26 protein-coding genes, 1 tRNA gene and 1 pseudogene are annotated in these 26,759 nt (G+C 57.1%); 11 read left to right on the forward strand and 17 right to left on the reverse strand.

Features of this window, described 5'->3' with window-relative positions; all coding sequences use genetic code 11:
• Together PG900_RS20810 and PG900_RS20815 are read left to right on the forward strand one after the other, a co-directional pair.
• Entirely contained in the window at positions 1 to 1,158 is a 1,158-nt protein-coding gene (locus tag PG900_RS20810) for a tyrosine-type recombinase/integrase (protein WP_162275768.1), read from the forward strand.
• Positions 1,159 to 1,196: 38 nt separating this feature from the next.
• Positions 1,197 to 3,575 carry a DUF927 domain-containing protein gene (locus PG900_RS20815; protein ID WP_162275767.1) on the forward strand — a complete coding sequence of 793 codons (2,379 nt, stop codon included), beginning with the start codon at positions 1,197 to 1,199 and terminating at the stop codon, positions 3,573 to 3,575.
• A gap of 446 nt (positions 3,576 to 4,021) precedes the next feature.
• Here PG900_RS20815 and PG900_RS20820 read toward each other — a convergent pair whose 3' ends face one another.
• The 7 genes from PG900_RS20820 to PG900_RS20850 all read right to left on the reverse strand — a co-directional run bounded on the left by PG900_RS20820 (position 4,022) and on the right by PG900_RS20850 (position 9,325).
• The gene (locus tag PG900_RS20820) at positions 4,022 to 4,198 is read right to left on the reverse strand and encodes a hypothetical protein (protein WP_005348328.1); all 177 of its coding nucleotides are present in this window, start codon (positions 4,196 to 4,198) and stop codon (positions 4,022 to 4,024) included.
• Between the two features lie 126 nt (positions 4,199 to 4,324).
• A complete protein-coding gene (locus PG900_RS20825) occupies positions 4,325 to 5,218 on the reverse strand; it encodes a helix-turn-helix transcriptional regulator (RefSeq protein WP_073351518.1) in 894 nt (297 codons plus the stop codon).
• A 284-nt stretch (positions 5,219 to 5,502) separates the two neighbouring features.
• Positions 5,503 to 6,744 (reverse strand): tyrosine-type recombinase/integrase, encoded by a 1,242-nt coding sequence (locus tag PG900_RS20830; protein WP_073351516.1) that lies wholly within the window; start codon positions 6,742 to 6,744, stop codon positions 5,503 to 5,505.
• Positions 6,745 to 7,403: 659 nt separating this feature from the next.
• Complete coding sequence (locus PG900_RS20835; protein WP_043130272.1) at positions 7,404 to 7,838, reverse strand: DUF2787 family protein; 435 nt, start codon at positions 7,836 to 7,838, stop codon at positions 7,404 to 7,406.
• On the reverse strand, positions 7,835 to 8,455 hold the full coding sequence (locus tag PG900_RS20840; protein WP_073351514.1) for a hypothetical protein: 621 nt from the start codon (positions 8,453 to 8,455) through the stop codon (positions 7,835 to 7,837). Before PG900_RS20840 ends, PG900_RS20835 begins: the two co-directional genes overlap by 4 nt.
• A 22-nt stretch (positions 8,456 to 8,477) precedes the next feature.
• On the reverse strand, positions 8,478 to 8,780 hold the full coding sequence (locus tag PG900_RS20845) for a YkvA family protein (RefSeq protein ID WP_029304363.1): 303 nt from the start codon (positions 8,778 to 8,780) through the stop codon (positions 8,478 to 8,480).
• Complete coding sequence (locus PG900_RS20850; RefSeq protein ID WP_123785038.1) at positions 8,777 to 9,325, reverse strand: hypothetical protein; 549 nt, start codon at positions 9,323 to 9,325, stop codon at positions 8,777 to 8,779. Before PG900_RS20850 ends, PG900_RS20845 begins: the two co-directional genes overlap by 4 nt.
• Before the next feature lie 655 nt (positions 9,326 to 9,980).
• Between PG900_RS20850 and PG900_RS20855 the strand changes: the two genes are divergently transcribed.
• The 3 genes from PG900_RS20855 to PG900_RS20865 all read left to right on the forward strand — a co-directional run bounded on the left by PG900_RS20855 (position 9,981) and on the right by PG900_RS20865 (position 12,179).
• Positions 9,981 to 10,256: a HEPN domain-containing protein gene (locus tag PG900_RS20855; protein WP_223954878.1), complete on the forward strand. Its 276-nt coding sequence runs from the start codon at positions 9,981 to 9,983 to the stop codon at positions 10,254 to 10,256.
• Between the two features lie 73 nt (positions 10,257 to 10,329).
• On the forward strand, positions 10,330 to 11,130 hold the full coding sequence (locus PG900_RS20860; protein ID WP_162275766.1) for a PilZ domain-containing protein: 801 nt from the start codon (positions 10,330 to 10,332) through the stop codon (positions 11,128 to 11,130).
• A 68-nt stretch (positions 11,131 to 11,198) separates the two neighbouring features.
• Positions 11,199 to 12,179, forward strand: coding sequence for an IS5-like element IS5 family transposase (locus tag PG900_RS20865; protein WP_000019402.1), 981 nt, complete (start codon positions 11,199 to 11,201; stop codon positions 12,177 to 12,179).
• Between the two features lie 531 nt (positions 12,180 to 12,710).
• On the opposite strand, the gene PG900_RS20870 is transcribed toward PG900_RS20865, so the two are convergent.
• From PG900_RS20870 to PG900_RS20880, 3 genes and pseudogenes are all read right to left on the reverse strand, one after another.
• The gene (locus PG900_RS20870; protein ID WP_050490563.1) at positions 12,711 to 14,330 is read right to left on the reverse strand and encodes a diguanylate cyclase; all 1,620 of its coding nucleotides are present in this window, start codon (positions 14,328 to 14,330) and stop codon (positions 12,711 to 12,713) included.
• A 16-nt stretch (positions 14,331 to 14,346) separates the two neighbouring features.
• Positions 14,347 to 14,485, reverse strand: a pseudogene (locus PG900_RS20875) (transposase); the annotation flags it as partial.
• 646 nt (positions 14,486 to 15,131) lie between these two features.
• Complete coding sequence (locus PG900_RS20880; protein ID WP_270832162.1) at positions 15,132 to 17,345, reverse strand: immune inhibitor A domain-containing protein; 2,214 nt, start codon at positions 17,343 to 17,345, stop codon at positions 15,132 to 15,134.
• A 485-nt stretch (positions 17,346 to 17,830) separates the two neighbouring features.
• On the opposite strand from PG900_RS20880, the gene rraB reads away from it, so the two are divergent.
• A complete protein-coding gene (rraB, locus tag PG900_RS20885) occupies positions 17,831 to 18,178 on the forward strand; it encodes a ribonuclease E inhibitor RraB (RefSeq protein WP_073351504.1) in 348 nt (115 codons plus the stop codon).
• Between the two features lie 67 nt (positions 18,179 to 18,245).
• On the opposite strand, the gene PG900_RS20890 is transcribed toward rraB, so the two are convergent.
• On the reverse strand, positions 18,246 to 20,219 hold the full coding sequence (locus PG900_RS20890) for a putative bifunctional diguanylate cyclase/phosphodiesterase (protein WP_270832164.1): 1,974 nt from the start codon (positions 20,217 to 20,219) through the stop codon (positions 18,246 to 18,248).
• Between the two features lie 171 nt (positions 20,220 to 20,390).
• On the opposite strand from PG900_RS20890, the gene PG900_RS20895 reads away from it, so the two are divergent.
• Positions 20,391 to 20,885: a hypothetical protein gene (locus PG900_RS20895; protein ID WP_017410927.1), complete on the forward strand. Its 495-nt coding sequence runs from the start codon at positions 20,391 to 20,393 to the stop codon at positions 20,883 to 20,885.
• Between the two features lie 60 nt (positions 20,886 to 20,945).
• On the opposite strand, the gene PG900_RS20900 is transcribed toward PG900_RS20895, so the two are convergent.
• Entirely contained in the window at positions 20,946 to 21,863 is a 918-nt protein-coding gene (locus PG900_RS20900) for an AraC family transcriptional regulator (RefSeq protein WP_270802475.1), read from the reverse strand.
• 113 nt (positions 21,864 to 21,976) lie between these two features.
• On the opposite strand from PG900_RS20900, the gene PG900_RS20905 reads away from it, so the two are divergent.
• Both PG900_RS20905 and rclC read left to right on the forward strand, forming a co-directional pair.
• A complete protein-coding gene (locus PG900_RS20905; protein WP_017410929.1) occupies positions 21,977 to 22,306 on the forward strand; it encodes a carboxymuconolactone decarboxylase family protein in 330 nt (109 codons plus the stop codon).
• Positions 22,307 to 22,348: 42 nt separating this feature from the next.
• Complete coding sequence (gene rclC, locus PG900_RS20910) at positions 22,349 to 22,918, forward strand: reactive chlorine resistance membrane protein RclC (RefSeq protein WP_101151028.1); 570 nt, start codon at positions 22,349 to 22,351, stop codon at positions 22,916 to 22,918.
• 112 nt (positions 22,919 to 23,030) lie between these two features.
• On the opposite strand, the gene PG900_RS20915 is transcribed toward rclC, so the two are convergent.
• The 5 genes from PG900_RS20915 to rsgA are packed head-to-tail and all read right to left on the reverse strand — an operon-like array spanning position 23,031 to position 25,871.
• The gene (locus PG900_RS20915; protein ID WP_270832167.1) at positions 23,031 to 23,429 is read right to left on the reverse strand and encodes a hypothetical protein; all 399 of its coding nucleotides are present in this window, start codon (positions 23,427 to 23,429) and stop codon (positions 23,031 to 23,033) included.
• Between the two features lie 2 nt (positions 23,430 to 23,431).
• Complete coding sequence (locus tag PG900_RS20920) at positions 23,432 to 23,683, reverse strand: DUF2960 domain-containing protein (protein ID WP_011707214.1); 252 nt, start codon at positions 23,681 to 23,683, stop codon at positions 23,432 to 23,434.
• A 4-nt stretch (positions 23,684 to 23,687) separates the two neighbouring features.
• Complete coding sequence (locus PG900_RS20925) at positions 23,688 to 23,939, reverse strand: VF530 family protein (protein ID WP_270802482.1); 252 nt, start codon at positions 23,937 to 23,939, stop codon at positions 23,688 to 23,690.
• Positions 23,936 to 24,808 carry an archaetidylserine decarboxylase gene (asd, locus tag PG900_RS20930; RefSeq protein WP_270802484.1) on the reverse strand — a complete coding sequence of 291 codons (873 nt, stop codon included), beginning with the start codon at positions 24,806 to 24,808 and terminating at the stop codon, positions 23,936 to 23,938. Before asd ends, PG900_RS20925 begins: the two co-directional genes overlap by 4 nt.
• A gap of 28 nt (positions 24,809 to 24,836) precedes the next feature.
• Positions 24,837 to 25,871: a small ribosomal subunit biogenesis GTPase RsgA gene (gene rsgA / locus PG900_RS20935; protein ID WP_044800685.1), complete on the reverse strand. Its 1,035-nt coding sequence runs from the start codon at positions 25,869 to 25,871 to the stop codon at positions 24,837 to 24,839.
• Positions 25,872 to 25,962: 91 nt separating this feature from the next.
• Here rsgA and orn point away from each other — a divergent pair, with 91 nt between their 5' ends.
• Both orn and PG900_RS20945 read left to right on the forward strand, forming a co-directional pair.
• Positions 25,963 to 26,508 carry an oligoribonuclease gene (gene orn, locus PG900_RS20940; protein WP_045526077.1) on the forward strand — a complete coding sequence of 182 codons (546 nt, stop codon included), beginning with the start codon at positions 25,963 to 25,965 and terminating at the stop codon, positions 26,506 to 26,508.
• A gap of 177 nt (positions 26,509 to 26,685) precedes the next feature.
• Positions 26,686 to 26,758, forward strand: a tRNA-Gly gene (locus PG900_RS20945).
• The last annotated feature ends 1 nt before the right edge of the window (position 26,759 follow it).

Genomic DNA, 26,759 nt, shown 5'->3' on the forward strand with positions numbered 1-26,759 from the left:
GTGAGCAGCGAAGTGTCAACGCCAACTGCTAAAAGCAGGCTGGGGTCGTGTGGAGAACACGTCTCCAAACAAAAAGAGGTGAAAGACGAGTACGTCCCTTGGCTCGCATGGGTCACATATACATCTGGTGCCAGGGTCGGCTACTTCAATGTGCACAGAAACAATCAGCGTTATCGGTTTAAGATCGCGAGCACCAGTGAGGCTAGCCTCAAAGTGACGCGCGATAAAGCACGTAAACTGATGGCGGAGCTCATCACCGATCCTGATGGATTCAAGCAAGCCTATCGCGCTAGTTTATCGGTAGAGCGCTTCATTTATGATCATTACCTGCCCGCAGTGCAGGAAACTCATCGTTCTATCAGGACTATAAAGTCCCGTATAAAGCCAATCGTGGCAGCTTTAGGGCACAAGCCACTGAACCGTGTCATTCGTGATGACATCGAGCGCTTTCAAGCGGAGCAAGCAAAAACCAAATCTGTTGCTACGGTGAATCGCTACCTAGCACAGATCAAGGCTATTGCGACCTTCGCGGTGGAGCGCGGCATACTCAAAGCGTCTCCCGCAGCAGGTATTCCCGCCAAATACGAGCCTGTCCTGCCTCCCAAAGGCTTACCCGATGAGGCAGTCAATAAGCTGGTCGCTCGCTTGATGGAAGACATTGACGAGGAAAAGGCTCGTCTGTTGCTGTTCCTGTTCGCAACGGGCTCCCGGATGGGAGAAGCCAGAGCTCTAAAGCTGCAGGATTGTAACCTCACCACTCAGATCGCTTTTCTACCGACGAGTAAGTCTGGCCGAGAAAGGCTTATACCGCTTAATCAGTTCGCCCTTGAATTGGTTCAACTTCAGCGCCAGCGCCATGGCACGACCGGCCTGCTTTTTCGAGGCCAAGATGGTGTCTCTCCGATGTCGGAGCCCCGCCGTTACTGGTACCACGTCTGTAATGATTGCGGATTATCGGGGGTACGCATACATGATGCGAGGCATTCAGTCGCGACCTCACTGCTGAACAAGGGCTGTTCGCTCGATGTATTGCAGAAAGTCCTAGGCCACAGCTCTCCTCGGATGACTGAAAGGTACGCTAGGCACCACGATAAGACGCTGGTCAAGGCCGTCGACGTACTTCACACCGTATGGGACCTCCCCAACCTCACCTGCTAACAAACTTTAGGAGATGGGGGAGGGAGACTCCCCCATTAATGATTATGCATCGTTCCAAAAAAGATAATAACGGTAAACTGAATCTTTTCATTACTGATAGGACGCATCAAAGAAGGGGCTCACTAGGTTCCCTCGATATTGCTAATCAGGTTGTACCGCCGGCAGACTCGGTACCGGACTCGGATCAGGGGGCATCTGCGCCAGAATCGCACCCTGCAGTCGCTCCTGACTCGCTGCCGTTACTGGTGGAGGAAACGAACCTTGATGCACACCATGGTGATGCTCATCGAGCGAATATTGCCCCCGATGCTGTGAGCCCATTGTCCGAACAGCACGAATGTTGTCAGCCATATCCTGATGACGAGACTCAATATAACCCTCTCGTTCGGCGTGAACTGCTTATGCTGGATCAGTGTTCAGCAGAATACACGTTGTACAAGGAGGGGCGTTGCTCGGTAGCCTCTGATGGGACTGTGTGTGACCCAGATGGTGTGGTGCTTTCTAGGTCTGAGCCGGAGATGAAAAAACCGGTTCATTCGAGGCTTATCCCTGATGGCTTTGCGATGTTCCCGTGGGGGAAATTGGCTAGCGATCATGGCAAGCCAAAAACGATACTCGGTAAGCCATTGCTGCCGGTATCAATACTCCGAGCTGACAGTGCAGCCGTTAGTGGCATTCGTTTCATGTATCTGGATGAGCGAAAGCAATGCCAGCGCATCGACCTATTCTTCGATAGGGTGATTCATGAATACAAAGCAGTGAAGGCCGAGCTATACCAAGCTGGGATTGAATGCCCTGGGGCACGGGAAGATGGGCTGCTGTCATACATGCACGCCAGCATCAGTATCCAAGGTCTTTGCGTGGTCCGTCTGCATCAACAAGCAGGGTTTGATAGTGAAGATCTCTGCTATCTCTGGCCTGGTCAGTCAATTTACAAAGCGGGCTATAGTGGTCCTCAGCACGAACTGGTGTCTGCTCTTGGTGAGCATGACGCTATCCACTCGAATGGAACGTTGCTGGAGTGGAAAGAGAACGTCGCGCTTCCTGTCAAAGAGTCACCAACTATGCTCTTTGCAATCATGGTATCTCTAGCCAATGTATTCATGACGTTATCGAATATTGGGACCATGATTTGTCACTTCTTTGGTGCAAGTTCTTGTGGCAAAACGACCCTTCTACAAGTGGCGCAAAGCGTGTCGGGCGTTGCATCCGATCCGAGTGGTGGACCGGCAACGGCCATTGTGAAATGGGATGCAACGTTGGTTGGGCTTATCGCCAAGTTTCAGCAACGGACTGGTATTGGTATCTGTCTGGATGAGGTAGGTTCGTTGTCTAGCCGCGATCTACTTCAGTTCGTCTATGCGGCGACCGGGGGGCAGTCCAGACTGCGTAGTAACATTAATGGGACATGCAATCAGAGCCCATTAAGTTCTGTGGTTTGCGGTCTTTCTTCGGGGGAAGAGTCCATGAAGGAGAAGCTTGAGCGGAGCAAGGAGGGCACCAAGGGAGGGATTTTTGTCAGAGTGATGGATATTGAGATGATGGCGGAGGATGTCGCGCTGGCGGATGAAAGCCTTGAGCTGACTCGTCGCCGGGTGAATGGCTTAAAAGCCGCAGCCTCTCAGTACTACGGTACGGCGATGCCTGCATATATTCAGGCTCTGTTGAATATGCCAGACATCGATACCCCTGCTGATTTAGCGGTTATCTTTGCTGCTAAGCGTGAAGAGTGCCAAGAGTGGCTGATGAGTCGCTCGGGATTAGAAACCCCTCCGTCTCTTGCTGATCGTGGTGCTGGCTGCTTCGCAAACGCAATGGCAGCGGGGCGATTGGCCGTTGAGTTAGGTATTCTGCCGTTTGATGTGGCGTATGTGGATAATGCAGCGTTGGTATGCTTCCGACGGTGGCTCATGTCAATGGGAGGCATCATGGATGATGTCACCAGAGAGGCATTGCAGTTTATGGGTAAGGTGGCCAAGAACCAGCATAAACTGAATCAAGGACGGATTGCTCATGTGACAAGAGAGTACTGGGGGTTCACTGAAAACGGTAGATGTTACATTCGCAAGGCCATTCTTGATGACCTAGTGGTAAACAACCGTGGCAAAGTCGTTAAGTGGTTGTACGCAAACAACTACATTGATCGATATGCAAAAGATCGCTATGCCAAAAACTTCACCATAGGCGATGCTGATGTACCGTGCTATTCGTTCGACTTGAACAAGTTGTTTAGTGGTGGTGATTGGCTTCCCTCGCAGCCCTCAAGCGATGGTGGGGTGTGCGAGACGGAGGCATCAGCAGCATCCGAACCTCCTGCTCCAAGTTTCACCCGCCGCGCGACGAGCGAGACGGGGTGCGTGATGGTTGAGTCCTCACCAGACATGTCAGAGATACCGGTAGATGTCGAAAAATTCTAAAAGATGAAGGGGGGGCCAGTGCGAACTGGCCCCCTTGCTTTGTGGGATCCGGTGGCAAATTACCGTGGTCTCTACACAGTTACTCAGGGCAGCGAATACTTGTCAGTCATGGGGTGGTTGACCGATGCTACGGCCAGAAAGGGGAGGATCGTTTCAGCAGGCCGAGAAGGCCAGGATGATCTTGTTGTGGAGGTTTGGAGAGCCGTGAGGCTAAAGCGGCTCATTGGGTCGCTAAACCGCGATACGGGTGTCTCACCGTGGGGGGAGATACCGGTGCAGTTCAGTGACGAGATCCCAAGCAGTCCTCCTGCATCAGCAGGTATTGTCAAACGGTTAAAAAAGAGGCCAGAACCGACTGGCCCTGACCTCTTCACTTCCGAGCTTTCGTGGCAGATATCGCTCAGAAATCCATCTTCATAAAACAGGAGTTAGTTTATTTCGCTGGATTAATATACTTCATATCCAGCGGGAACGCGGTCCCCTTCATCAATCTCCTCTCGGGATTCACCGATCACCCGGTTAACCCGATCCCAGAACGTCTGACCATCAGTTTCGGTCAGGCCGTATTCCTGCTTAACCTCGCGCTTTGCCGTGGACTCTTTCATTTGGATCATTTTACTCATGTATTACTCCTTGGATTGCTACTGCTTGATGGTTGACGACAATGCAAAACAGCGGCGACAGGTGGTGTCGCGGCATGTCAGGCGCTGTCGCCAGATGTATAAACTGGGATCTTTGTCACAAATTGGTCAGGGCGGAGCCTGACTCATCAGGGTCAATAGATGGCGTAAATCACGGACGATCTGCTCATGGATAAATCCGGGCGAGATCACAGTGAGCCCCGGCATCCAGGACTTGATGACGGGCAGAATTTGATTGGCATCGAGCACGCGACTGCTCAATAACAGCGCACCGTCATCCAGGGTTTTGACGATTTCCTGCTCGGGCAGCAATGGGCGGTGCTGAAAGTTGATGGCGATGGAGGCACTGGCCTTGAGGAGCACCTCGATCATGCCGGAGCGCCAGAGCGTCGGGTCGGTATCGATTTGTCGTTGAATAAGCGCATCGCGGATGAAGGTCTGTTGCGATAGCTCAACCAGCGCGATGGAGCTCAGCGGGTAGGCTTGCAACCGCCCCTCGCTGACGCCGACCAAGTGCCAGGTGCCTTTGTAGTTGACGAGCTGATAGGGGCTAAACAGTTGCTTGCGCTGGTCTTTGGTGATGAGCCAGCATTGCAGGTGCTGGGTCAGTGCCTGCTCTAATACCGGTATCTGGTGAATGAGTGAGTCGGCTGATTGACCATCGAACCCCTTGATGGCGAAGAGACTGGGGTTGCCTCTGTCCAGCAGCTGACCCAGACGATGTTCGCTGGCACGAGGGAACAAGTCGGTGATACCCAACTGCTCGGCCAGCTTTCGCAGTTTTTTGTCGTTCTTGTGATTGAGAAACTCAGGATCCAGCCAGTATTGCTGGTTGCGGTGCTCTATCGGTAGATAACTGAGGCGTTGATTGAAATCCCGCTGCAGGGTGCGCACGGTGACGTTGTACTCGATGGCCAGATCACTTAGGTGCAGCTTCTCACCGCTGTACAGGCGGGTGAGGAGCATACCGAGGCGCTGAGCAATCTTGTCGTGTTCGTGCATACCATCACAGAAGGGGAATAACCGTGTTGCGGATTATCCAAACAGGCCGCGACACGGCGTGACGAATTGGCTGGTAGGCAGTTTTTCGCAAAACCCATCATCGGCGATGGGCTTTTGTCATCAGGTGAGGGGTTTTGTTATCAACTGGCGAGGAGCGGTTGAGAAGGCTCATAAGCCACGACAGGTTTTGTGTAGCGGTTTGTCGGGACGGTCGCTGAAAACGGATCATTGGGCTGCTAAACAGCAATATCGGTATCTCACCACTGGATGAGATACCGACATACCTAGCTGGCCTGAACCCACTCGCCCTCTTCGGGAAGCGGCAGCGGCTTGGATGGTACTGAACTGGTCAGGGCATCATGGATGCAGTTGGCTATTTTCTGGCTGGTCTGCTGCATCCGAGTGTTATGCAGGTGAGCATAACGCAGTGATGTCTGACTGCTCCGGTGCCCAAGCTGGGATTGCACATCAAACAGGGTGCCGCCGTTGGAGACAATCAGCGCCGCGACCGAATGGCGACAGGTGTGCAGGCAGACCCCCTCTTTATCTATACCGGCCCGCACCAGCATCCGCTGAAACCCCTTGGTGGGATTTTGCAATGGCTGCCCTTGCCGCTTGCCTGGAAACAGGTAGGGATTTCCCTGTGTCACCGGTAAGTAGTTCAACAGCTCCACCGCCATATGGTTCAGGTGCAATACACGGCTATGGCCGTTCTTGGTGTGTGGAATGTATAGGGTCTTGTCCTCCTTGTTGTAGTGCTGCCATTTGGCCCTTGCCAGCTCAGCCCGGCGCAAGCCGGTGAGCAGCAACATCTTGACGTACTGACCGGTATAAAAACTCTCATGTTGATCAGCGGCCCGGAACAGGCGACGGATTTCATCTGGAGTGAAGTAACGTTCGCGCCGATTGTTCTCTCGCAGCAACGACACCAAGGCGGCGGGATTGTCCTTGATCAGTCCGGCACGGGCTGCCCAGGTCATGATGGCCTTGAGCAATGCCAAAACGCGATTGCAGGTGGCCGGGGTGAGGCGTTTGAGCAACATCTGTTGCATGTTCTGGATGCGGGTAACGGTGATCTCTTCCGGGATCAGGTTGCCGAAGATTGGCCGTAGGTGATTACGGAAGCGATGTTCATCCGTCTTCCAACTGCGATTTCGTGATTGCAGATAGGGCAGATAGTCTTCCTGAAACAAATTGCTCAGGGTCTTCTGATTACGCTTGTCCTCCTTGGCTTGTTGCGGGTCAACGCCTTCGGCGATCTTGCGTTTGTAGTCGAGCGCGAGCTTACGAGCCGCGCTGACATCCAACGCGGGATAGTGCCCCAGGGCAATGGCCCGCTTGCGTCCATGTATTTGATAGCGCAGCAGGAACTTGCGGCGGCCTTCCCCTTTGCCCACCAGGCAGCGCAGACCGGTCACGTCGGTATCTGAATACTCCGCTTCGGTACTGCGGGCGTCATCTGGGTTTGGGGGCAGATCGGCAATCCGTCGATTGGTGAATTTAAATCGGGTAGGTGTTTCGTTCATGGTTCGCTCCTCAACATGTGAGCTGGTTAGACACGGCATAGGCCCCCTTCACAGTGGAAAGGAGGCCTAATCCCCGTCTCTGGCTTGGCGATTGAAGTGGTCGTTGCTCATCGCGCCTTGGCCTGGTTGGCCCGGCACGATGACAACGCGGGAAAGGTGAGTGAACAGATGGCCGCCCCGGTCGCTACCCGGTCCGATCCCGTAAAAATGCTACCGAGCCCCGTGTCCGCCCCGCACAAACGGGGGGAAACGGGGCGCGTTTTTCCCTTTGAGTGATTAGGCTTTTTCATCTCAACCCCGTAAACCCGCGAAATTTGCGGAAATAATGGGTGAGTTAATGAATAGGTCGGGTTGCCCCGCAATGTCACGGCGAGCCCCGTGTCCGCCCCGTGTCCGCCCCGTGTGAGCGGGGGGAAACGGGGCTGGTTTTTCCCTTTGAGTGATTGGGCTTTTCCATCTCAACCCCGTGAACCCGCGAAATTTGCGGAAATAATGGGGGAGTTAATGAATAGGTCGGGTTGCCCCGCGTATTCACGGCGAGCCCCGTGCCCGCCCCGTGTGAGCGGGGGGGTAACGGGGCGCGTTTTTCCCTTGGAGAGATTGGGTAAATCGACGCCAACCCCGTGAACCCGCGAAATTTGCGCATTAATAGGGAGGGATCATTCAGTGGCTACCGTGATCGCATAGACACCCAGCGACAGGTAGGTGAGGAAATTGCCCTCCCATAATTCATAGAACTCACCCAACTCAGACAACGGCACCACATGCGCATAGGCAATCAGCCCTTCCTGGCTTGAGAAGTCAAAATCAACCTCCTTAGCCAATTCGGCATAGTCACCCATGCCGACATAGGAAAAGTCCGTCATATAGACCAAGGACCATAGATTTCCTCGGCGTTGTAGACGGATTTCCACCGGATGAAAGCCACCACTCTCCGGACCATAACCCGGATCACGAAAGTTCATCGTGACAGCACGGGCTTGGGGCCATGTGGGATGGTGCGTGTTCAGCAGGTCGGTCAGACATACTGCGAACTGGCGTGAAACCGGCAGAGGGAGCCCCTGCCAGTTCAGTGCTATGTCACGGTTGCTCATTGTTGGGCCTCCTCACTGGCCGCCGGGTCTACGGTTTCAACTTCACCCCCTGTCTCATCCATCTTGTCTGACAAACCGGCCTGGTCGTTGGCTGTTTCCAAAAACGGGGGCTCATTGCCTTTCTCGATGGTTATCTCATCGGTCATGTCATCTTGGCCCTTCTGCCCCTTGGCTTTTCCCTTGCGAGCCTGTTTATCCATATTGACTGGTTCATCCAGCTGAGTAGACCAGTCGCTGAGAGAGAGACCGGCCCGGTGGAACGGCGAGTTGGGCTCGGCGGCCACCAGTAACTTTTCAGCCCGCAGGATGGCGGCGAGGAAACCGTGGTTATTGGCACTGCCTCGAACAAACAGCGCCTTGAGCGCTACCGATTTGAATGGCGCATCCTTGAGGATATCCAGCAGTGCCAGGATGTCATCGAGCGATAACCAGTGCTTGCTGAACAGGCCGCCCGTGTCGTTGGCGGTAATGCGAAGGGCGTAGCGACCCTCATCATTCTTGCCCACATCGTAGTGCAGCAAACCACTGGCCCGTGCGCTTATCTTCGGTGCCTTAGCGGATTTAATAACAGTCCAGACCGGAGCAGCCGACGCTGCCGGTTGTGTGGCTTTAGCCATAATGAAATTCCTTCTGAAGGGGTTACTTGAAGAAGTCAGCCGCTTTGCTGCGATGACCTTGATGGATATGACTGCCTAACGAGGCAATGGCACCGCTAATGACCCCCAGGTCATCGGTGAGACCCACGCCGGGGATAAAGTCCGGTACGGCATCGACCGGACAGAGCAAATAGGCGAGTGCGCTGACCACGATGGTCTTGACCCACACAGGCGTCTGCTCGTCGGCCATCAACAGGTAGAGCAAGACGGCCTGCTCAACCAGCAGCTTCATGCCCTTGATGTGTTTGAGCTTGGCGAGTAGCGAGGAGCGGTTTATCTCGGTCATGCGGCCCACTCCCCATCCCAGTCTGACTCCAGCGCCAGACTGACCACGCCATCGCAGATATCCAGGACCGGACCAGAGTTCCGGGCGGTGACGTTGAGCAACTTGAACACCGGATGGTCTTTATCGTGCAGCGCCACTTGTGTGCCTTCCAGAGCAATCCAGCGCTCCGGTAACGGCAACCAGTAGACGGCCTGCTCGGCGCTGTCCGTGGTGAAGCTGCTGTCACCCATTTCCCACACCTCTTCAAAGATGCCGTTGTCCAGGTCATGGGTGGCCTGACCGGAGAAGCGAGCAATCGACAGCACCAACTGCCCTATCTGAGTCGAGGGCAGTTGGTGCAAGGTGTAGGTATTGGTGTGACTGAAGATGGCGACCAGTACCGGCAGACCGGGCATTGGCAAGGATTCCGGTACATAACGACCGTGGATGCGGATGGCTTTGACCAGTTGATGATGGCGTAGCAGTGCTCGCGACAGGGTATCCAGATAATCCTGAGTCGCGTTTTTGCCTTCGCCAATGGCATCGAACAATGAAAGTTCAGACATGGATGTTCTCCTTGGATGTTCCCGGACCGGAATGGTCATGGGTTATCCAGAGATTCATATATGTTTGAGGATTGGGCTTTTACGGGAATGGGAGAGCAGGAAATCAGGATGACCAGCAATTGATAGCGGATGAGCGGTGATTTTGAAAAAGGCCATGCAGGGAAAGTGAGGGCTTCCCGCGTGTTGATGCTGTCCATCACCCTCTAATGCGGATTAGTTTGTTGATCTTGCTCAGAAAACTACAATTCCCCTCTTTTGTGTCATCTATCTGAAGCGCTAGGGTAATCGTTTGGAACTGCCTCTCCTGAATCACCCATGAGCCAGGCTGGAGAAACGCCCTAGGTAAAAAACAGCAGACTGAAGGTTGTAATTCAGGAGCGGTAGCTTAGGCACAACTCGGGAGCCATGCGACCACGTTAGGAGGCAGCGATTATCCCAGTGGACTGACTTGTCAGCTGTTTTTTTATACAGTGGTAGTGATAGCGCAAATATAGGGGGGCAAACGAATGCGTTTGAGCGTCAGAGGTAGACTGGTAATGCTATGATTTAATTTTGATTTTTGCTTGGCGGTGATGAAAATGGGGCGGAGTTATATGGAAGGCTCTGTTAACGGATTAGTACCGCCTTCCATCTAATCACTGTCAGAGATTACAAGATGTCCCTTGCCAAAACCGCATTCGAGCACGGAATAAAAGACGCCGAAGAACTCCTTGCTCACTTTGACGCCATGAACGCAAATCCTCCGCCACCAAACGCCGAAGTCTTGAAGCGCGCGGGGCTGGTCATGGCACTAACGGCATGGGAAACATACGTAGAAGACCGAGTAACAGAAGGTGTCCAAAAGCGCCTTGCTGCTGTCGCCGGTAGCTATGTCGGAAATTTCATCCTGAAAAAACTGCAGGTTGAGCTATGTGAATTGTATGAATCCTGAGTATCATATCCTGGCTGTGGTGGCATACAGATAAAAATAGTTATTAACTTCGCCCTGGAATATGAAATATGATTTGAAGAATATTTTTTTGATGTCACATGCAATAATATGTTTTTCTTTATATGAGGTGCCAGTGAAAACTGTAAAAAAGAAACTGAGGGAAATAAAGGACTCTGGGTACATTGTTATTGGGTCTGATATCTTATTACACCTTAATCCTTCTAGTAAGGCGGGAATACAAATTAGACAACCTACAGGAACGACAAAAAGACTTTCTGCTTTTTTTGTTGGTATGGATAGACAGCCCCGCCTGTACTTTTCTTTCCCATCAGCCAGTCGGGATGAGATGCTTTCTATATGCCACCCCGGATACAAAGTTCATGCCTCCGTTTTATGTGAGAAAGGAATTGGCTCCATCGTTTATTTTGATGGAGTGATTGATAAGGTTGGAACCGAGCCAGCTATTATAACAACTGATGTGCCAGAATATATTACAGTGAATCGTATCCGCAAGGAGGCTCGTTATCCAGTCTCTATTTTTGGATGGTCTATCGTTGGTGAGGGAGTAAGGTTACCACTTAAGCTTATCGATATATCAACATATGGATGTGCTTTTATAGTAAAGCATTTTTCAATACCTTTAAAAATGGGTCAAGAAATTCAAATATTCTTTGATGATATTGAAATAGGGAAAAACATGACTCTTAGTGGATGTATATGTAATCAACAAAAGCTACTTGGCTCTATTGTGTATGGAGTCAAGTTTGATTCGTTTGGTATTGAAAGTGGTAAGCACTTGTTTACATATCTTGAATTCAATGGGCAAATAATGGTTGCTCGTTATGGCTCTGACGAGTCTCACGATAACGCCTAGGGAAGGTGCGAACAAGTCCCTGATATGAGATCATGTTTGTCATTTGGAGCCATTAAAAAGGGTTCATCATGAGTCATCAGCTCACCTTCGCCGACAGTGAATTCAGCAGTAAGCGCCGTCAGACCAGAAAAGAGATTTTCTTGTCCCGCATGGAGCAGATTCTGCCATGGCAAAACATGGTGGAAGTCATCGAGCCGTTTTATCCCAAGGCTGGTAATGGCCGGCGACCTTATCCGCTGGAAACCATGCTACGCATTCACTGCATGCAGCATTGGTACAACCTGAGCGATGGCGCGATGGAAGATGCTCTGTACGAAATCGCCTCCATGCGTCTGTTTGCCCGGTTATCCCTGGATAGCGCCTTGCCGGACCGCACCACCATCATGAATTTCCGCCACCTGCTGGAGCAGCATCAACTGGCCCGCCAATTGTTCAAGACCATCAATCGCTGGCTGGCCGAAGCAGGCGTCATGATGACTCAAGGCACCTTGGTCGATGCCACCATCATTGAGGCTCCCAGCTCGACCAAGAACAAAGAGCAGCAACGCGATCCGGAGATGCATCAGACCAAGAAAGGCAATCAGTGGCACTTTGGCATGAAGGCCCACATTGGTGTCGATGCCAAGAGTGGCCTGACCCACAGCCTAGTCACCACCGCGGCCAACGAGCATGACCTCAATCAGCTGGGTAATCTGCTGCATGGAGAGGAGCAATTTGTCTCAGCCGATGCCGGCTACCAAGGGGCGCCACAGCGCGAGGAGCTGGCCGAGGTGGATGTGGACTGGCTGATCGCCGAGCGCCCCGGCAAGGTAAGAACCTTGAAACAGCATCCACGCAAGAACAAAACGGCCATCAACATCGAATACATGAAAGCCAGCATCCGGGCCAAGGTGGAGCACCCGTTTCGCATCATCAAGCGACAGTTCGGCTTCGTGAAAGCCAGATACAAGGGGTTGCTGAAAAACGATAACCAACTGGCGATGTTATTCACGCTGGCCAACCTGTTTCGGGCGGACCAAATGATACGTCAGTGGGAGAGATCTCACTAAAAACTGGGAATAACGCCTTAAATGGCGAAGAAACGGTCTAAATAGGCTGATTCGAGGCATTTACGGGAGAAAAAACGGCTCAAACATGAAGAAATGAAATGACTGAGTCAGTCGAGAAGAATTTCCCCGCTTATTCGCACCTTCCCTAGGGGGGTCCGTTCGTGGTTACTCATTAGTTTATCTTGCGTATGGAAAGCGAATGTAGTGGTCTAATCATATCTGACATCACTAAGCAATTACTCAAGTAGGCTACGTAGCATCCAAGCCGTCTTCTCGTGTAATTGGATACGTTGTGTCAACAAGTCAGCGGTCGCTTCATCATTTGTGCGGCCTCAACCAGAGGAAATAAGGACCGAGCTGTTTTAACAACGGCCTCCTGGCCCATAACAAGGTTTGCAATCATCACCATGGCAGCAGGAACTGACATCACTGGATTGTCAGAACATGGAACTCACCTGATTCAGGAGCGCTTGCTGCTCATAATTCAGCGCCACCCTAAGCAATTAGGATGATTGTGCCAATCGTGGCAACTCAGCCTTCAAGATCCGGCGTCGGAAGATAGGGGAAGAATTTTCTGTCCTCGCCCATGATATGCTGAACGATGACGTCGTGGGCTAGGAAGCCAAACAACTCACTGATCGAGAGCTCGTCGTGGTCAAAGCGCTCGGACATTTTAACGACTTTTCCTAGAAGCGCTTGATGGCATCGGCGGTGATGATCGATATCAGGAAAGGGCGTGGTGGCGATGAGTTCGATCTCATCCCTGAAATGACCGGCAATGATCTCCATTGTCCGATCCAGAAGAACCCGGCACTCCGCCTTGGTTTGTCCGTCCGCGATGGCTGAAAGCAGAAGGTTTGCTTGATCGAAAAGAGCCTTGTGTTCTTCGTCGAGTCGGGGATGACCACTCTCGGCCATATCATTCCAGAGCAAGCGCACGAACCCTGGCCTCTTGCCGACTTCATCCTCTTGCCGGAGCCGGATCTGCGTCTGGTTTCGTCCGGAATGCTTAGCCTGATATAGTGCCTGATCTGCGAGCTCGACAAGGCTTTCGGGGGTTTCGAGTTCGTTCGCATAGCAGGTTGCGACGCCCAAACTAGCCGTCACATGAGGGGCGGCCGTATTGTCTTCATGGGGAATCTCCAATCTGGTGACAGCATGGCGAATGCGTTCTGCCAGAGCCAGTGCTCCATTGGCGCCCGTTTCGGGCGCGATGACCACGAACTCCTCGCCACCTAACCGGGCCGCGAGATCAGGGGGCCGGTGGACGGAAGCCTTGATCGCCTGGCCGATAGCCCTCAGACACTCGTCCCCTTGGACATGTCCGTAGCGGTCGTTGAAACGCTTGAAGTAGTCCACGTCTAGGATGATCAGGGAGAGCGGCGCCCCGGATCGCTTGAGCCGGAAAAACTCGGTGTTCAAAACCTCGTTGAACCGTCGCCGGTTTGCGAGTCCGGTGAGCGCGTCCGTCGTAGCCGCTAGTCGGAGGGCCTTGTCCGCAGCCTCGTGCATCAAGAGCATGAAACCTATACCGCAAACGATAGCCGCGATGAGGATGGCAACAAAGGTCAGTGATTGGATCAATCCCGGTGTGAAAATGTTCATTCCATGGGCAAATGATGGATGGAGACGGCCAAGGAAACACAGCGCCAGGACGATAAAGATCGCACCTAGCCCTTTCCGTAGCCGCGACGAACACGTGGCGCCGAACAAGCTCAACCCTCCCAGAGCATACAGGCTACTAATCACGAGACTGGAGACGAGAACATACCGTGTTTTGGCGACCGCTTGATCCGGATACAGGAAATCGATGCTCGCAAACAGCAGTGCTCCTGTCACGACGACCGCGATGAGTGGCTCTGTGAGGCGAAAGCGCGAGGGGCTGATCAGTGTGAAGGCGAATATTTCGAGTGCGATTCCGATATAGACGAGGATATTACCGACATGGGCTGATAGCAGCAGCGGAATAATGCCCCGAAAGCTGATAAGCGACATCCCGAGCGCTCTCAGGAACTGGCCGGAGACAAAGAAAGAGAGCGCGCGTTTTGATCCCCCCTCATAGCGATATAGCCACAACAGTGCAACTATCGAGAGGTCGGCCATCGCGCACAGTTTGATTGCAGTTGGTATATCGATGTCAAAGAAGGCCAATTGTCTAGCTCCTCGGATACAACCACCCAGTTGCTCAGTGTGCCTTTGGCAATACCCAACCTTCTGGCGGCTTCAGCTTGGCCAAGGCCTTGCTCCAACACCAGTCGAACCGCCTCTGCCCGAAACTCTGGTGAATAGTGTTCTCTCGATTTCATTCAATACCCCCGATTGTCTCATCGTAACAATCGGGACTGTCTGTGAAAATCAGGATACCTCAATGAGGGCCATGGGGTCCACAGTATCTTCCATGACTGTCCGGGAAGCAGCCCCTCTGCGATAACCGGGATTCGGCTCACGACACAACCTGTATAACGTAGAGTTGGCAGGGAAAGTAGGGGCGATTCAGAGGGCACGTGTTGTTTGTAAGAAGTGGGAGTCATTTCAGGGGAGGGAGGCGTACTTTGCTATCGGTTGTCAGATGAAGCAGCGGAGCAGGAGGCGGGGATTATTAATCCCGAGCTCGGTGAGCAACCTTGCCAGAGATTGACCAGAGACGCATAACAAAAAGGCCTCGCATTGAAAGCGAAGCCTTGTGGGGTGTGCTATCCAGAGCTGTGGTATGGAAACTGTCATGGGGATTTTCAATCCCCTGCTCTACCGACTGAGCTATCTGGGCAACGGCGCGCATTAAACCCTTTCTGAACGGATGTGTCAACCGCAGGGCGCAGATAGTCGGACTGTTTGCTCGACAAGTGAGCAATAAGGGCGTTTGTTGGGCTATTTGGCTTGTTTTCATTCTGGGCGGCAGGCCAGCAGATAAAAAAAGGGGGCCTGAGGCCCCCCTGGTCACAACTGTCGTACTCAGTGGCGGCTGACGATGATCCGCCCGGTGCTCATGTCACGGGCCTGGCCGGTGACGCTGATCTTGAGCCCGTATTCGGGCAGCAGGCGACCGGCATCCGGGATCTCCTTGCTCTGGTAGCTGCGGGAATCCTTGAACACCCGGTTCGGGGTGATCCAGAAGTCGCGCAGCAGGGAGCCGCTCGGGTGTTTCAGGTTGAGCGGCTGCTGGAAGCCCAGGCTGAAGGTGGCGTCGTGGATCTGGTAGCGGGTGCCGGCCACGGCGCCGTCACTCCACTTGAGGGTACGTTGATCCGCATCGACCACCCCGAGGAAGCCCTCACCCGGGTGGACACCCACCCAGTTGTTGGCCTGGCTGTTGTCCACGTACCAGAGCAGCATGCCCGGCTCGTAGCGCATCAGCTGGTCGGCCACGTTGATGTGGGCCAGCCCCTTGTCCACCCCGGCGTGGTTGCGCCACTCGGCCAGGTAGTAGTGATCCTTGGCCTCGTTGCCGTTGCTCTTCACAAAGCCGGCCAGGGTGAAGGCAGTACTGCCCTCGGCCCCGTCGCTCAGCAGGGTGTCGCCATCGGCGAGGATCTGCAGCTCGTCCACGAACAGCCCGTTTTCGGCGACGCCACCATCGCTCTGGTATTGCAGGGTGAGGGTGACCTGCTGACCGGCCCAGGGGGTGAGATCGAACTCGGCATCGGTCCAGCCGTTGGAGTTGCCGGTGATGCCGACCCCGAAGCCGACCCCGTTGGGATCGTCGCTGGTGGTCAGGTTGCCCGCGATGGGCTGGCCGTTGACCAGCACCCTGGCGTAGTCGTACCCCTCTTCAATCTGATACCAGGCCTTGAAGCCGAGGCTGGCGCTCTGTTTGCCGCTCAGATCCAGCTTGAGGCTCATGCGGTTGTCGAGGTTGTTGCCCTTGCCGCCGTGGTATTGGTACTGGCCGGCGTAGGGCGGGTTGAGCGGGATCTGCTTGGCCGGCAGGTTGATACGCACCACATCGTCGTTGCGCCCCTTGTCGTTGGCCTGATCCAGCATGTAGACGTTGCCGCGGGGGCTGAGATCGGCGAGCTGCACGTTGCTGCCGTGCAGCCAGTTGCCGCCGAGGGAGGCCTGCAGGAACTCCTTGGCCCAGGCGGAGAACCCGGTCGGCTCGGTGCCGCCGATGACCCCGGCCCAGGAGCCGGAGGACATGATGGACCAGGTCGCCACCGGTTCCCCCTTGCCGGTGTACTTGGTGTCGTACTCGTCCGGCAGCCCCAGATCGTGGCCATATTCGTGGGCACAGACCCCGGCCGCCGCATCGATGGGCTGGATGGTGTAGTCGTAGGCGGCAAACTGGCCGCCGAAGTTCTGGCTCGGGCTGCTGGTGCCGGGGATGGGGTAGGGGGCGCCCAGGTTCCAGCGGTGGGCCCAGATGGCGTCTTCGCCGAGATCGCCGCCACCGGCCTCCTCGCCGACACTGGAGTGGAAGATCATCAGGTGGTCGATGAGACCGTCCGGCTCATTGCGGTTGCCGTTGCCGTTGAGATCGTAGCGATCCTCCTGGTCAAACTGCGCCAGATCGATGGCAGGGTCGTTCGCCACCTGGATCAGCGCCTCCTTCACCAGCTCCCGGATGGTGTTGGGGGTGGCGTTGGCGCCGTAGTAGGCGGCGTTCTTGTCGGCGGTATACCAGCCCGCCACCTGACCGCGCACGCTGTAGCTCTGGCCGGACTGCTGCTCGTAAAACTGGCGCATGGAGATGAACCGCTCGCCGTTCGGGCCGGCATAGCCCTTGGACGAGAACAGCAGATCGTTGTAGTGCGCCGGGGTGTAATCCGGGTAGTACATCTTGGTGAGCTCGGGGCGCACGCTGTTCTTCGGATAGTCGGGGAAGTCCACCAGGATGGCGAGGATCTTGTCCTTGCGCATCTGGCCCTGGTAGTGCTCCCGCTCGATGGCCTTGAGCAGCAGAGTGGGTACCCTATCACCGGGACGGGCGGTGCCGTTGAGGCGGATCTTCTTGAGGATGGTCTCGCGCACCTTGCCCTCTTTCACCGCCAGGGTGCTGCTGTTGCCCTGATAGGCCCGCGATTTCTCGCGATAGTAGCTGGCGAGGGCCGCCTGCTCCTGCTCGGGGGAGGCCAGGGTGGGGATGCGGCCGCTCTTCTTGAGCATCTCCAGCACCTTCACCTCGTCGGCCAAGGGGGCATCGAACGGACCGTGGACCGGGGCGGCCATGGCCTGGTTTCCAATCATAAGGGTTGAGCCGACAAGCAGGCTCATTATTGTTTTTTTAGGCATTATCTATGTGCTCCTTCACATGATAAAAAGGGAGCCTGGCTGGCTCCTCTTTCCGTACGGGCAGTGCTCCGCCCGCGTCCCTTGATACACCTCGTCCATGGCCTTTGTCACCGGGGCGGTGCTGGTGGATCCTGCTGATTTCAAACGGCTTGTTGCGGGGGTTGTGCGGTTTTCCCGTGTCTCGTTGAAGCTCCATATGGAGCAATTCATTCCTGACAAAAGATTACGCTTTATTAACCTTTTGTGATGGCACCCCATTTGGGGTGGCCGCCGCCAGCTGCTTATCTTGGCTTGCCGCATTGAGCCAAGGTGGCTGTGCGGGTATGCTTTGCCGCAACCATGCCTGCCGGGCAGGGGCGCAGCCGATACGGCGCTCGCCCGCGCGGGCATTTGATACCAACACAGTCGCATCTGGGGTTAATATGAGTCTTGATATGCAAGAGTGGCGCGAAGAGACCACCGCCATCGTCAACGAGTTGCTGGCCGATGGCAGCAACCCGGATCTGGAATACGAGATTGAGCACCACTTTGCCTGCCAGGATTTCGATCTGCTGGAGAAGGCGGCGGTCGACCTGTTCAAGGCCGGTTTCGAAGTGACCGATGCCGAAGAGATGGAGCTGGATGATGGCGCCACCATCTTCTGCTTCGATGCCACCACCGAGTGCAAGCTGGACATCGAGACCATAGTCGCCGATATCGAAAAAATGCTGCCTATCCTTCAGAAATACGGCGTGGACTACGACGGCTGGGGTACCTACTTCCAGGAGTAAGGTACCCGCTCACGCACGCGTTGCAAAAACAACAAGGCCACCCTCGGGTGGCCTTGTTGTTGCTGGCTTATTGCTCCGGCAGCGGGTAACTGCGGGCAAACTCGGCGGGGGGCAGGGGGCGGCTGAACAGGTAGCCCTGCAGCCGATCGCAGCCGGCCTGCACCAGCCACGCTTGCTGCTCCTGCGTCTCCACCCCTTCGGCGGTGATCTTGATGCCGAGCTCGTGGCCCAGCCCGATGACGGAGCGCACGATGGCGGTGGTCGCCTGGTTGGTGGCCAGCCCCTGAGTGAAGCTGCGGTCCAGCTTGAGGGTGGCCACCTGCAGCCTGGGCAGATAGGCCAGCGAGCAGTAACCGGTGCCGAAGTCATCGATGGCGAGCTGAAAGCCCGCCTCGATCAGGTTGGCCAGGTTGCTCTCAATCTCGTCGGCATTCTCCATCAGCACCCCTTCGGTGATCTCCAGCTCCAGCTGCCAGGGGGCGAGCCCGTGGCGTTCGATGCAGGCGAAGATCTGCGGGCAGAGCTCGGGGTCGCGAAATTGCAGCGGCGACAGGTTGATGGAGAGCACCAGATCCGGCGCCGCCACCTGCCAGCGGGCCAGCTGGGCACAGCCCTGCTCCAGCATGTGGCTGCCGAGCAGACCGATGAGACCCAGCTCCTCCGCCAGCGGGATGAACTCGTCCGGCGAGATCATGCCGAGCTCGGGATGGGGCCAGCGGCAGAGCAGCTCGGCCCCGTGCAACTGGCTGGTGCGGGTGCTGATGATGGGCTGGTAGACGGCGGTCAGCTGGCCGGACTTGATGGCCAGCGGCAACTGGGCGGCGATCAGCTGGCGGCGCTTGAGCTTGGCATCGAGTTCGGGATCGAACAGGGTGCAGTGCTGCTGCTGGCGCTTGCCCTGGGCCAGCGCGGCTTCGGCGTGGCTCAGCAGGCGTTCGGCGTCGTTGGCCTTGCCGTGGGCGATGCCGAGGAACACCGGGATCTGGATCCTGTGCTCTTCCACCTGGTAGGGCACCATCAGTGCCCCCTGCAGGCGGCGGCTCCAGCTGGTCAGCGGCTCGCTCAGCTCGGGCAGCAGCATGGCAAAGTCGTCGGCGGCGACCCGGCACACCAGCGACTGGGGCGGGGCCAGCTGTTGCAGGCGGCGGGCCACCTGATTGAGCAGCCGGTCGGCGACCCGGATGCCGAAGCGGTCGTTGATCTCGCGAAAGTGCTGCAAATCGACCAGCACCAGGCTCGCCTTGCGGGCGCCGAGATGGCGGCTGGTCTGCAGAAAGTGGGAGAGCTTGAGCAGGCCGGTCAGGCTGTCGTAGTGCTGCTCCTGCTGCAACTGGGCCTGGGTGGTGCGCAGCCCGGTGATGTCGCGGCTCAGGGTGAGGATGCCGAGGGAGTTGCCCTCGTCATCCGGCACATCGACCCGGGTCACTTCCAGATGGCGGCCTTGACCGTTGGCGTCCACCAGGCAGTATTCACCGCGCCCCATCGGCAGCTCGGTGGAGAGGCGGTGGGCGACCCGCTGGCCGAGCGCCTCGCTCGCCACCATGCCCATGAAGTCGAGAAAGGCCTGGTTGCAGTCGATCAGCAGCCCCTGGTGGTCTTCCAGCCGGATCGGATCCGGGATGGCATCCAGCAGGCGGCGTTGCAGCAGTTGCTGCTGGCGAAAGGTCTGCTCCAGCTCCTTGCGCTGGCCAATTTCATTGACCATGCCGAACAGGGCCACCGGTTTGCCTTGTGCATCGTAGAGCGGGATCTTGTGGATCTCCATCCAGCTGGTGGCATCACCGCTGCTGCAGTGCAACTGCTGATAGAGCAGCGGTTTACCCTCCGCCAGCAGGCGCAGATCCTCTTCCCGAAAGATGTCGCCCCAGGGCATGTCGGCATCGGTCTTGCCGATGAGATCCGCCGGTTGCGGCAGACCCGCCTGCTCCGTGAAGGCGCGGTTGGCAAACAGGTAGCGCCCATCCGTATCCCGGCAGAAGATATTCATGGGTAGCTGGTCGATGATCTGCTGCAGCAGGGGCAGGGTGAGCAAGGAGTTCACACAGACACTCACGGGGGAAATTTCGAGCAAATCTATGATAGCAGGCTGGTTTTGTAAAGCTTGGGTTAAGGCTGACTCATTTCTGCCGATCCCTGCTGACAGTCTGTGTCGCTGACGCCATAATAGCCGCCGGTCGGCCGATGGCCGGATTATATGGATGAGAGAAGCAGCATGAAAAAGATTGTGGGAGTAGCACTGGCCCTGTTGATGGCCGGTTGTGCCAGCGACAACAATGGCGGCGAACAGTACCGCTATACCCCGCCGGTAGCCAAGGCGACCAACAACACCCAGGAGATGCAGATCCCGGTGGATCTGGTGTGGGCCCGTGCCGAGAAGTGGTTTGGCGATCACGGTCTTAACATCGAGAACAGCCAGCGCGGCTCCGGCCTGATGACCGCCAATGTCGAGAATTCGGCCGACGGTCTGGAGTGGCTGGATTGCGGTACCATGGGTTCCAAGGTCGCACTGGGCAACCCCAACCTGCAGATCAACCTGATCATCACCCAGAGCGGCAACAACAGCGTGGCGACCGTCAACGTCAAGGGCAACACCCAGCTCTACTTCGTCGAGTCCTCCGGCGAGCGGGTACTGGCACCCTCCATCACCCCGGTGTGCGTCTCCCGCGGCAGCCTGGAACAGAGCCTGTTCTCCACCCTCGGCAATTAAGTCGCGCCGAGTGCCAGCAAAAACCCCGTTGCTTGCAACGGGGTTTTTGTTTTTGGGCCGCTAGCCGGGCAGGGCCGGCCAGCCCTGCTGGCGAAAGCGGCCAGGCGCCATCCCGCTCGACTGCTTGAATGCCTTGGCAAAGGAGGCCTCCGACTGATAGCCGACCCGCTGCGCCACCTCGCCGAGGGGGAGCTGATCCGGGTGGCGCAGCAGCTCGGCCGCCCGCACCATCCGCACCCGCACCATGAACTCCCAGACGCTGCAGCCCAGCCGTTGGCGAAAGTGGCGAAAATAGGTGGCGCGGGACATGGCGGCCAGCGCCGCCAGTTCATCCACGTTCCAGGGGTGGGCCGGGTCGGCCAGCATGGCCTGCAGCGAGCCCCCCAGCCTGGGGTCCTGCAGGGCACCGACCAGCCCGAGCGCCCCGTGCGGATCGCTGGCATGGGCCCGCAGCCCCATGGCCAGCAGCACCTGGCTGAGGGCCGTCAGCACCGCCCCCGAGCCCTGCTGTTCGCGCTGCAGCTCCTGGTGGATCAGACTCAGCACCAGGCTCAGCGCCTGTTGCGACTCGCTGGCGAGCAGCGGGATGCAGAGCGGGCTGGGCAGGGCATCCAGCAACAGCGGCCGCAGCGGCCCCTGATAGCGGTACTCACCGCACAGAAACTCCACCTGATCGCCGCCATCGCCCCTTCGCGGCAGCAGCCCGTCGCCCGGCTCTGCCAGGGTCAGGGCATCGCCTTCGCGCCAGATGGTATGGGGCTCACCACCGGGCAGCAGCAACAGATCGCCCGGCCGCAGGACCACGTCATCACCTTGCGCCGTGCTGACCCGGATCTCTCCTTTCATCAGCAGGTGGAACGGCATCACCCCGGCCGGGCTCTGCTCATGGGGCAGTCTGAAACCGCCGCGATAGAGGCAGCGCACGTCGAACGTGCCCTGGATGCCGGCCTGGCTGATCAGCTGGTCTATCTGGTTCATGATTCTATATGACTGTTATTTGCGTCTTTAAAGTATTAAACGACTCACGTCTCGATGCAATACTGGCTTCATCGAGCAGGCAGGGGCCTGTTCTGCCAAACCGGAGAGTCAAGATGCAAGACTGGGATCAATACCGTAAACAGTTGATGGGCCGCGTCATGGAGCTGGGCACCCTGAGCCCGGATACCCTCAAGGGCTATCAGCAGCTGTCGGCCGCCGGCAGCAAGAGCGGCGTACTCGATGGCAAGACCCGCGAGCTTATCTCGCTGGCGGTGGCCGTCACGACCCGCTGCGATGGCTGCATCGCCGTCCATGCCGATGCCGCCCTCAAGCAGGGGGCCAGCCGGGCGGAGATCGCCGATGCACTGGGTGTCGCCGTTGCCATGAATGCCGGGGCCGCCATGGTCTATTCCGCCCGGGTGCTGGATGCCATCGATCGTTGAGGCTGTGCGGGGCCGGCTGCGACCGGCCCCTGAGGAGTAAGGATGTTGATATTCAATCGCTTGCTGGCCGTGCTCGCGGGTGGTGATCGTCTGGGCGCGACCCTCTGCCGCATTGCCGTCGGGGTCGTGTTCATCTGGATCGGGCTCTTGAAGTTCATCCCCTACGAGGCGGACAGCATCACCCCTTTCGTGGCCAACAGTCCCTTCATGTCGTTCTTCTATGAACATCCGGACCAGTATCGTCAGCACCTCAATCACGAGGGGGAGCTGGTGCCGGAAAACCGGGCCTGGCACGAGCAGAACAACACCTATGGCTACTCCCATGGCCTGGGCGTAGTGGAACTGGTGTTCGCCCTGCTGATCCTGGCCAATTTCCGCTTTCCCCTGCTGGGATTGGTCGGGGCTCTGATGGCGTTTCTGACCCCCTTCGTCACCTTCAGCTTTCTGGTGTTCACGCCGGAAACCTGGGTGCCGGCACTGGGTGATGCCCACCACGGTTTCCCCTATCTGTCGGGAGCGGGGCGGCTGGTGCTGAAGGACATCATGATGCTGGCGTGTGGTTATATCGCCATGGTGGATTCGGCCAGAACCCTGCTGGCCAGACGTGGATGAGTGACCCTGCCTGCCGTTTGCCGCACCCTCTCGGGTGCGGCTTTTTTATGGGGCACGAGGCATGCATAAAAAAGCCCCCAGCGGGGCCGGGGGCTTGTAGCAGGTTGCCGCGTTAGCGGGCGACGTCGCCGTGAAACAGTGTCTGCTCGCCGGCTTTGAGCACATAGCCCTTCCAGGGGAAGAGGGCATAGCCGCCGCCTTGCCACGACCAGTTGCCTTCCGTCCCCTGGCGGGTGAGCAGGTGCTGCTCGCCGCTCGGCAGGGTCAGCTCGGCCTGGCTCTGATCGGCGTTGAACAGCACGAAGGCGCTGCTGGTCTGGCCGGCATCGGTCGGGTTGAGCCGGATGCCCTGCTCGAACAGCCGCACGCACTGCTTGGTCAGCGCCGACCACTGATAGCCCGCACTGCCGATGCAGCCATGGCTGTCGCGATCACTGCCAACCAGATGTTGTTCCGGGGTACTGCAGGCCGCCAGCAGCAGGGAGGCGGCCATCAGGGTCAGGGTGCGCATGCTTACTCCTTGGCGTCCCGCTCGATGACGATGTTGGAGAAGCCCAGCTCCTTGAAGTAGTTCTCCCGGTAATCCTTCACGCTCTTCTTGTCGCGCCGGCACACCTGAGCCAGCTGCTCTTCCATGGCGTGGAAGCTGGCCAGGTTGATCCCCTCGGCAGCGGCAATGGCATCGTAGATGCTGTTGAACTTGTCGTTGGCGTAGCCAATCTCTTTGGTTTTTTTGCCGTAGGTGTAGGTAATCTTGAACGCCATGGCGTTATTCCTTTGATTTGGCCTGCTTGCGCTGGACGTACAGATAGAGGCTCTCGACCTTCTCTCTGGCCCAGGGGGTCTTGCGCAAGAACTTCAGGCTGGACTTGATGCTGGGGTTATCGGTGAAGCAACGGATATTGATCTGCTGCCCCAGCTCTTCCCAGCCATAGTGCGCGACCAGGGCGGTGACGATGGCTTCCAGCGTCAGCCCGTGCAGCGGGTTGTTCTTCTGCGAGGAAGTGGGCTGTTCGCTCATGCCTGCGCCGCCAGCTTGGCAAAGGGCTGGCCCATGCGGGTGGTAACCCCGTTGGCCAGATGGGGCTCGAAACCGGCCAGCATGCCCGGGCCAAACAGACAGACCACGGTACTGCCCAGCTTGAACAGGCCCATCTCGGCGCCTTTTTGCAAGGTGATGGCTTCGTCGCCGCTGTAATCCCAGCGTACCACCTTCTTCTCTTTGGTCGGCGCTATATTGCCGGCCCAGATGGTCTCGATGCTGGCCACGATAGTGGCACCGACCAGCACCAGCGCCATGGGGCCGTGCGGGGTGCGGAAGGTGGCGACCACCCGCTCGTTGCGGGCAAACAGGTTGGGCACGTTCTCGGCGGTGAGCGGGTTGACGGAGAAGAGATCCCCCGGCACGAACACCATGCTCTCCAGCACGCCGTCCAGCGGCATGTGGATGCGGTGATAATCCTTGGGCGCCAGGTAGATGGTGGCGAAGTCGCCATCCTTGAACGGCGCCACCAGATCCTCATAGCCGCCCAGCAGCTCGCGGGCGCTGTAGTCGTGGCCCTTGGCCTGGATGATGCGGCCCTGCTGGATCGGACCGAGCTGGCTGACGGTGCCATCCACCGGTAGCGCCAGGGTCATGGCATCCTCGACCAAGGGGCGGATCCCCGGCTTGAGTTCACGGGTGAAGAATTCGTTGAAGCTCTTGTAGTGGGCCGGACTCTCGTGCAGCGCCTCGCTCATGTCGACCTGGTACTGCTTGATAAAGGCCTCGATCACCCTGGTGGTGAGGTTGCCTGCTTCGGCAGCCGCAAATTTGCCGACCAGGCGGGAGAGGGCGTGTTTGGGCAGACAGTATTGACCGGCAATTTTCAGGTTGTCAGTAATGCTCATGTTCATCATCAAGGTAGGTTGAATAGGGTCACAGCCGCGCCTGTTGGCGACCGTGACGGGCTTCCTGCATGGTTTCCAGGATGCGGTGATAGTTGTGGAAGCGATCGGCGCTGATGGCGCCACTGTCGACGGCGGCCCGCAGGGCGCAGCCGGGATCGTCCTTGTGGGTGCAGTCGCGGAACTTGCAGCCACCCAGGTAGTCGCGAAACTCGACGAAGCACCAGGTGATGCGGTCGGCTTCCAGATGCCAGAGGGCGAACTCGCGGATCCCGGGGGAGTCGATGAGATCGCCGCCGCTCGGGAAGTGATAGAGCCGCGCCGTGGTGGTGGTGTGCTGGCCAAGCCCCGAGTTCTCGGAGATCTCGCCGGTGAGCACATCCAGCCCCGGCATCAGGGCATTGGTGAGCGACGACTTGCCGACCCCGGACTGGCCGACGAAGATGCTGATCTTGTCGGTCAGGGCGGCTTTCAGTTCATCGAGCCCTTCGCCGCTCTCGCAGCTTACCAGCAATACCTCGTAACCGAGCTTGCGGTAGGTGGCGAGCTGACGCTCGATACGGGCACGGGCCGCGTCATCGAGCATGTCGACCTTGTTCAGCACGATCAGGGGGCGGATCTCCACATCCTCGGCGGCCACCAGATAGCGGTCGACGATGTTGGTGGAGAACTCGGGCATCACCGCCGAGACGATGATGATCTGGTCGATGTTGGCGGCGATGGGTTTGACCCCGTCGTAGAAGTCAGGCCGGGTCAGCACCGAGTGACGCGGATGCACCGCCTCGATGACGCCGGCAGTCGCGGCATTGAGGCCGGGACGCCACACCACCTTGTCGCCGCACACCAGGCTGCTGATGCTGCTGCGCCGCAGGTTGCTGCGGTGGATGGCACCATCGCTTGCCTCGACGTCTGCGTGCTGACCAAAACGGCTGATCACCACCCCTTCGATGGCCGGGCCAAACAGGGTGTCATCCACGACCGTGGTGTGCTCTTTTTGCAGCCGCCGCTCGCGGTTGGCCTGGACGCGCCTTTGTTGACCCAGATTGAGTTTTGCTTTCTTTGCCACTCGATTCGCCAGTTTATGAACAGATCCAAAGCCAGTATGATACATGCAAATTGGCAAAATTCCGCCATTCCTCCCAATAGAGAGAGCAATCATGACAGTCAGCGCGCAGAACCTGGTATGGATCGACATGGAGATGACGGGTCTGGACCCCGAACAAAATGTGGTACTGGAGATCGCCACCATCGTCACCGACAAGGACCTGAACGTGCTGGCCGAAGGGCCGGTCATCGCCATTCACCAGAGCGACGAAGAGCTGGCCAAGATGGACGACTGGAACGTCAACACCCACACCAACAGTGGTCTGGTGGCCCGGGTCAAGGCGAGCCAGCACGATGAGGCGAAAGCCGTCGCCGAGACCCTCGAGTTCATTCGCCAGTGGGTGCCCGAGCGTACCAGCCCGCTGTGCGGCAACAGCATTGGCCAGGATCGTCGCTTCATGGTCAAGCACATGAGCGATCTGGAAGCCTTCTTCCACTATCGCAACGTCGACGTCAGCACCATCAAGGAGCTGGTGCGCCGCTGGCAGCCGGCGCTGCTGGACCAGTTCAAGAAGAGCGGTACCCATCAGGCGCTGGACGACATCCGCGAATCCATTGCCGAACTGCAGTTTTACCGCAGCCACGTCTTCAAGATCTGAGTCTGCGGCAAGGGCTTGTGCTCTCCCGGTTGCTAAAATCGACAGTTCGACCAGCTTTTGAGCGAACGCGCGCAACCAGACAAAAAAGCCCTTGCAATTGGAATGTCTGCTCTTATAATTCGGCTCCCGTACAGTAGCGCAAGCAACCAAATGCTGTACGGCCGTTTTAAGGTAGTTGCGGGAATAGCTCAGTTGGTAGAGCACGACCTTGCCAAGGTCGGGGTCGCGAGTTCGAGTCTCGTTTCCCGCTC

This window comes from Aeromonas sp. QDB03, assembly GCF_027707985.1.
Taxonomy (GTDB): Bacteria; Pseudomonadota; Gammaproteobacteria; order Enterobacterales; family Aeromonadaceae; genus Aeromonas; species Aeromonas hydrophila.